A 6,102-nucleotide genomic window follows, 5' to 3' on the forward strand; every position below is an offset into this window, starting at 1 on the left:
AGGCCTATGCGGCGGGCGAGGACATCGATTTCTCCGCCGTGCCGGTCGATCTCGACGGCGTCGACGATTTCCGCCTCGCCATTTACGACGCCGCGCGAAAACTCTCCTTCGGCGAAACCACCACCTATGGCGAGCTGGCCAAAACCGCCGGCCATGCCGGGCTCGCCCGCGAAACCGGGGCCGCTCTTGGCTCAAATCCGGTGCCGCTGGTCATCCCTTGCCATCGCATCCTTGCCGCCGGCGGTAAGATCGGCGGCTTCTCGGCGCCCGGCGGATCGATCACCAAGGAGAAGATGCTGGCCATGGAAGGCGTGCGCGTCGGCCCCCCGCCACCAGCGCAGGTGTCGTTCGGGTTCTGATGTAGGCAGTTGCATAATCGTTGTAGGCAGGTGCCTAGTTGTTGTGGAAGAACCGCCGGCGGAAATGCCGGTCATTGTCCGGCCGCTTGCAGTTGTAGACCGGGCAGGACTTTGTGTCGGCGCTCGGCACGTAGGCCCGTGTCCTCACCTCGCCCATGCTGCAGAATCGCTGGCTCTGCACATAGCGGTCGTAGAGCGGCAGTCCCGGCACCCGCTTCGACTGGTAGCGCAGGATGACCGCCCCTTGCCGGGCGATCGTCCCCTGAACCTTGCCGCAGCTCATACGCGTCGGGTCGTAGCGCGAGATCGCCTGCGCCTGAGCGGCGACAAGCGTCAGGCAGGCGGCAAGCAGAATGATTTTCATGGTCCTCTCCCCCAAAATCCCCTCCCAAGCGGGTGTGGATCGAGCGCCCACAGGCTCCGATCATCGCGACGCTCTCACGCGATTGGGGCGGCCATTGGGCGGCGCCCTCATCACGGCTTTCTCACGCAGTCTTGTTTTTCGTGCGAAAGCAGCCTATATGCCTTCCATTGATATTTCGGCCGATCGATCCGGGCCTCGCGATAATCGCGTTTGCTGACGTCTATCTCCAAAATCTCGATGCACACCGGCTGGACCTCGGTCCGGTCAATCTAAAGCAAATGTGAAGGACTATCTAAATGGCAACTGGAACGGTCAAGTGGTTCAACGCCACCAAGGGCTTCGGCTTCATTCAGCCTGACGCGGGCGGCGCGGACGTTTTCGTCCACATCTCCGCTGTCGAGCGTGCTGGACTGTCGACCCTGGTCGAAGGCCAGAAGATCAACTTCGAGATCGAGCAGGACCGCCGCACTGGCAAGTCGTCCGCTGGATCTCTGAGCAAGGCAGCCTGATTTTGCGATAGCGCGCGCCGGGCGAGAGCTCGGGGCGCGCGGCAAGTCACGGATGTACTGACAGTCGCGCGAGAAGCGCGCTGGAGCGGAAAGACCCGACAAGCTGGATCAGCAGATAGCTGCCAGCCCGGACCGGACCCTCCCGATCAGGCTACCAAGCATGGAAGGCGGGATTTATCCCGCCTTTTTGCTGTCTGGGGTTAGGTGCTGCAACGGGCGCTACAGTCCCACCGGTGGTACTTTTAGCCTAGTAGTGGTATCATTCGGCCATGACCAAGCTTGAGCAAATTGAAAAATCCGTTGCGGAACTGAGCCCTGAAGAACTGAAGGCGTTTGCTGCCTGGTTCGAAGCGCTTCGGGAGGATATGTGGGATCGGCAGATCGAGGCCGATGCGAAGGCCGGCCGATTGGATAAGCTTGCCGAACAGGCACTGACGGACCATCGCGCTGGTCGGACGCGGCCTCTGTGAATCACGTCGCCTCCCCATCGTTCTGGGAGGCTTACGAAAAACTGCCATCGGCGATCAGAGCAAAAGCGGACAGGCGTTTTGAAAGACTCCGCTCCCACCCTTTTGATCCCTCGCTGCATTTCAAACAGGTCGGACGCTACTGGTCTGCGCGAGTTGACGACAATTACCGGGCTGTTGCCACCCGCACCAACGATGATGTGATCTGGTTCTGGATCGGCACCCATGCGGACTATGATCATCTCTTGAAGTAGCTACCCATCCGCCCACCTGGCGCGGGACAAACTACCCCATCCACCCGATCAGCACATGCCCCGGATCCGCTTCCACTCGGCCAAGCCAGGCCGCCACCGCCGGATAGGCGTCGAGCTGGAAGCCGCCCTGCTCCGCCGTATGCGTATAGGCATAGAGCGCGATGTCGGCGACGCTGAGCGCGCTGCCGGCGAAGAAGGCATTGTTTTCCAGATGCCTGTTCATCACGCCGAGCGCCTTGTTGCCGCGCTCCAGCGTCACCGCCAGCCGCTCCGGGGTCGCATCCCCAGCACGTTCGGGGAAGGTCAGCAGCGCCTTGCGCACGGCGATGTAAGGCTCGTGGCTGTATTGCTCGAAGAACAGCCATTGATAGGCAAGCCCACGCTCATACCTGTCCGCCGGCAGGAAGCGTGTGCCTTCGGCGAGATAGAGCAGGATGGCGTTGGATTCGGCCAGCCGCCGGCCATCGTCGAACTCGAGCAGCGGCACCATGGCGTTCGGATTCTTGGCGACAAAGTCGGCTTTGCGCGTATCGCCGGTGTGCGAACTCACTTCGACATTGGTAAAGCCAAGGCCAAGCTTGGCCATCAGCAGGCGCGGCTTGTAACAATTGCCGCTGTCGATCATGCCGTAAAGTATCATGGCTGTTCCCCGGAGCACTGTCTCCGCGCGATTATCGCAGCGGCGCGGTCTCAACCAATGATTTGTTTTGGTACGACGATCAGCGCCGCTGATGTGTGAATCGCCGAAAATCTGAGGCCGTTGAAGGGCATGTCGAGATTCAGGTCAGGCCGAGCCGAAAACGGTGGGTTCCGAGAACCGGAGCGGAGCGTACTTAAGTACGTGAGCTCAGTTCTACTGCGTGGCAGTAGAACTAGGGAAGCGCAGGAAGCCGCCGTTTGCAGGCCGGCATCACCTGAATATCGACATGCCCTAGCCAAAGAGGGGCACGACCTTGCTGTCCCGGCCCAGCAGCGCATCGATGACCAGCGGTTTCTCCTCGAATACCGTGCCGGCCAAGGCCGGACGGGCAAGGAGAAAACCCTGCAGCAGGTCGACGCCGCCTTCGAGCGCGACGCGCAGATGGGTGGGCTGCTCGATGCCTTCGACCAGCACCTTGGCGCCGCGGTCATGCAGGCTGGAAACCAGCGGGCGGAAGAACCGTTCGGCGGCAGCGTGGCGGCAGAACTCCGCGAACCAGGTGCCGTCGATCTTGACGATGTCGGGCTTGAGCAGGCTCACCCGCTCCTCGGTCGAGTGCCCGGTGCCGAAATCGTCGATGGCGATGCGGATGCCGTCGCGCCGCATCTCGCGCACCAGCCGCACGAGAAGCGCATCGTCCGCCGCCTGTTCGGTGATTTCGCAGACCAGCATGGCCGGCGCCAGGCCGAACTCGCCGAGATGCCTGGTCATCAGGCGAATTTCGGCCAGTGCCCGCCCGGCATGGTCGTTGATCAACGGGTTGTAGTTGAAGAACAGGTCGAGCCCGTCGACGCCGATGTTGCGGAAATTCCTCAGATGCAGCGCCCGGCACATGGTTTCCACAAACAGCCGGTCCGAGACCGCAACGCTTTCAAAGAACACCTTCGGCGCGCCGGGGCGGCCGGCACGGTGCGGCTCGATCAGGGCTTCGGCCGCCACCGCGTGAAGCGACCGGCCGCGCGGCGCGAAAATCGGCTGATAGGCGCTACGCAGCCGGAACTCGCCATAGATGCCGTATTCGATGCCGACTTCGTCGACCTGGATCGCATCGCCGACATTGCGCCGCCGATCGTCTCTCATGTCGCCACCCGGCGCCCGAAGGCCTTGACCGGCCGCGCCGAAGGCATTGCCGCGGCAGGAGCAGCCGTGTCGACGGCAGCAGCGGCAGGCGCCTGCCTGGCCTTGTCGAAGACGCCAAAGCTGGTCGGCGCCAATTCGGGCCGCGCCAGCACGAAACCCTGCACCATCGACGCACCCGATTTCTCGGCGAGCTCCAGTTGCCAGCCCTCCTCGATGCCTTCGAACACCGTATGGATACCTTGCTCCTCGAAGTTCTTCACCATGGTGGTCAGCAACGCAAAGCCGGCGCCGGACTCCATCAGCTGCGTGATCCAGTAGGCATCGAACTTGACGATATCCGGCTTCAATTCCTTGACCCGATTGATGTCGGAATCGTCGGCGCCATAATCGTCGACGGCGATGCGAAAACCGTTGGCCCTCAGTGCCGCGACGAAGCCGTGCAAGGCTTCCTGCGACGCCGACCGCTGCTCGGTCACCTCGCAGACGACGCGACGCGGGTCGATGCCGGCCTCGTGCAGCACGAGCCGCATTTCGCGCAAGGCAGCGTCGGCAACGGCGCGTTCGGTGAACACTGACGGGTCGAAATTGACGAAGATCGATGCTTCCCGCGGCAGGCAGGCACCGGCGTTGAGAAGATGCAGCGTCCTGGTCAGCGCCTCGATATGCAGCCGGTCGGCGGCCGGACAGGTCGAGAAGAAATTCATCGGCGATTGCGGCTCGCCGTCGCGGAACGGTCGGATCAGCCCTTCGAACGCGACCACTGACAGCTTGCCTTCCTTGAAAGCGAAGATCGGCTGGAAGGCGCTTTGCAGCGTGTAGATACCCCAGACACCGGTGGAGGTGCCGTCGTCCTGACGGATGATGTGGGCAAGCCCGACGCTGCGCGACACGGTTCCTCGCTCCGCAATTGGTCTGCCATCCTGCCACTCAAGCCTCTACCGCTCGTTAATGAATTTATTGTTGCCGACCCCGGGTCCCGATCACAGCTCCTTGAGACCTGGATCAGCCGACAATGCTTGCGTTGCGCGAAATCATGCGACATGAGAAGCGCCGCGGTCGCTCCTGGCCGCGCCGATCTTCCATGGAGACGTCAAGCTCATGGCCTTTCTTGCCGACACCCTTTCCCGCGTGAAGCCTTCCGCCACCATCGCGGTCACGCAGAAAGCGCGCGAGCTGAAAAATGCCGGCCGTGACATTATCGGGCTCGGCGCCGGCGAACCGGATTTCGACACGCCAGACAACATCAAGAATGCGGCAATCGAGGCGATCCGCCGTGGCGAAACCAAGTATCCGCCGGTTTCGGGTATCGTGCCGCTGCGCGAGGCGATCGCAAAAAAGTTCAAGCGCGAGAACAATCTCGACTACAAGCCCGAGCAGACCATAGTCGGCACCGGCGGCAAGCAGATCCTGTTCAACGCCTTCATGGCGACGCTGAACGCCGGCGACGAGGTCATCATTCCTCGCCCCTATTGGGTCAGCTACCCCGAGATGGTGGCCATCTGCGGCGGCACCTCCGTGTTTGCCGACACCTCGATCGACAATGGCTTCAAGCTGACCGCTTCCGTGCTGGAAAAGGCGATCACGCCGAAGACCAAATGGCTGCTGATGAACTCGCCATCGAACCCCTCGGGTGCCGCCTATACCGAGGCCGAACTGCGCGCGCTGGCCGACGTGCTGTTGAAGCATCCGCATGTCTGGACGCTGACCGACGACATGTACGAGCACCTGACCTATGGCGATTTCGTCTTCAGGACCATCGCCGAGGTCGAGCCTAAGCTCTACGAGCGCACGCTGACCATGAATGGCGTGTCGAAAGCCTATGCAATGACCGGCTGGCGCATCGGTTATGCGGCGGGTCCGGTTCAACTGATCAAGGCGATGGACATGATCCAGGGTCAGCAGACATCGGGCGCCTGCACCATTGCGCAATGGGCATCCGTCGAGGCGCTGAATGGCCCGCAGGATTTCATCGCCAAAAACAAGGCGATCTTTCAAGGCAGGCGCGACCTTGTCGTGTCGATGCTCAACCAGGCGCGCGGCATCACCTGTCCGTCGCCGGAAGGCGCCTTCTATGTCTATCCTTCCTGCGCCCAGCTGATCGGCAAGAAGACCAAGGCTGGCAGGCTGATCGACACCGACGAGACCTTCTGCTCGGAACTGCTCGAAGCCGAGGGCGTCGCGGTGGTGTTCGGCTCGGCCTTCGGCCTCGGGCCCAACTTCCGCATCTCCTACGCGACCTCGGAGACGCTTCTGGAACAAGCCTGCACACGGATCCAGCGTTTTACGGCTTCGCTGACCTGACCGACGCACTATGAACGCAAAAACCCGGCTTCACCGCCGGGTTTTTTAATGGGCCGTCAGCCTCACGC

At 61.9% G+C, this 6,102-nt stretch carries 9 protein-coding genes; 5 read left to right on the forward strand and 4 right to left on the reverse strand.

What is annotated here, in order from left to right; all coding sequences use genetic code 11:
• Positions 1–359, forward strand: a 359-nt coding sequence (locus EN749_RS28535) for a methylated-DNA--[protein]-cysteine S-methyltransferase (RefSeq protein WP_145991036.1), incomplete at its 5' end; no start/stop codon positions are given.
• 34 nt (positions 360–393) lie between these two features.
• On the opposite strand, the gene EN749_RS28540 is transcribed toward EN749_RS28535, so the two are convergent.
• The gene (locus EN749_RS28540; protein ID WP_023809723.1) at positions 394–723 is read right to left on the reverse strand and encodes a hypothetical protein; all 330 of its coding nucleotides are present in this window, start codon (positions 721–723) and stop codon (positions 394–396) included.
• A gap of 296 nt (positions 724–1,019) precedes the next feature.
• On the opposite strand from EN749_RS28540, the gene EN749_RS28545 reads away from it, so the two are divergent.
• The 3 genes from EN749_RS28545 (at position 1,020) to EN749_RS28555 (ending at position 1,953) form a co-directional block, all read left to right on the forward strand.
• Positions 1,020–1,232 (forward strand): cold-shock protein, encoded by a 213-nt coding sequence (locus EN749_RS28545; protein WP_010910991.1) that lies wholly within the window; start codon positions 1,020–1,022, stop codon positions 1,230–1,232.
• A gap of 269 nt (positions 1,233–1,501) precedes the next feature.
• A complete protein-coding gene (locus tag EN749_RS28550) occupies positions 1,502–1,702 on the forward strand; it encodes a hypothetical protein (RefSeq protein ID WP_027039317.1) in 201 nt (66 codons plus the stop codon).
• Positions 1,699–1,953 carry a hypothetical protein gene (locus EN749_RS28555; RefSeq protein ID WP_127270430.1) on the forward strand — a complete coding sequence of 85 codons (255 nt, stop codon included), beginning with the start codon at positions 1,699–1,701 and terminating at the stop codon, positions 1,951–1,953. The genes EN749_RS28550 and EN749_RS28555 overlap by 4 nt, the downstream gene beginning before the upstream one ends.
• 31 nt (positions 1,954–1,984) lie before the next feature.
• Here EN749_RS28555 and EN749_RS28560 read toward each other — a convergent pair whose 3' ends face one another.
• The 3 genes from EN749_RS28560 to EN749_RS28570 form a co-directional block, all read right to left on the reverse strand.
• Complete coding sequence (locus EN749_RS28560) at positions 1,985–2,593, reverse strand: glutathione S-transferase family protein (RefSeq protein WP_127322770.1); 609 nt, start codon at positions 2,591–2,593, stop codon at positions 1,985–1,987.
• A gap of 291 nt (positions 2,594–2,884) precedes the next feature.
• Complete coding sequence (locus tag EN749_RS28565) at positions 2,885–3,733, reverse strand: EAL domain-containing protein (protein ID WP_127381719.1); 849 nt, start codon at positions 3,731–3,733, stop codon at positions 2,885–2,887.
• Positions 3,730–4,623 (reverse strand): EAL domain-containing protein, encoded by an 894-nt coding sequence (locus tag EN749_RS28570; protein WP_127321442.1) that lies wholly within the window; start codon positions 4,621–4,623, stop codon positions 3,730–3,732. The genes EN749_RS28565 and EN749_RS28570 overlap by 4 nt, the downstream gene beginning before the upstream one ends.
• 208 nt (positions 4,624–4,831) lie before the next feature.
• Here EN749_RS28570 and EN749_RS28575 point away from each other — a divergent pair, with 208 nt between their 5' ends.
• The gene (locus EN749_RS28575) at positions 4,832–6,034 is read left to right on the forward strand and encodes a pyridoxal phosphate-dependent aminotransferase (RefSeq protein ID WP_127809579.1); all 1,203 of its coding nucleotides are present in this window, start codon (positions 4,832–4,834) and stop codon (positions 6,032–6,034) included.
• Positions 6,035–6,102 lie beyond the last annotated feature (68 nt).

The organism is Mesorhizobium sp. M7A.F.Ca.ET.027.02.1.1, assembly GCF_004022985.1.
Lineage (GTDB): Bacteria > Pseudomonadota > Alphaproteobacteria > Rhizobiales > Rhizobiaceae > Mesorhizobium.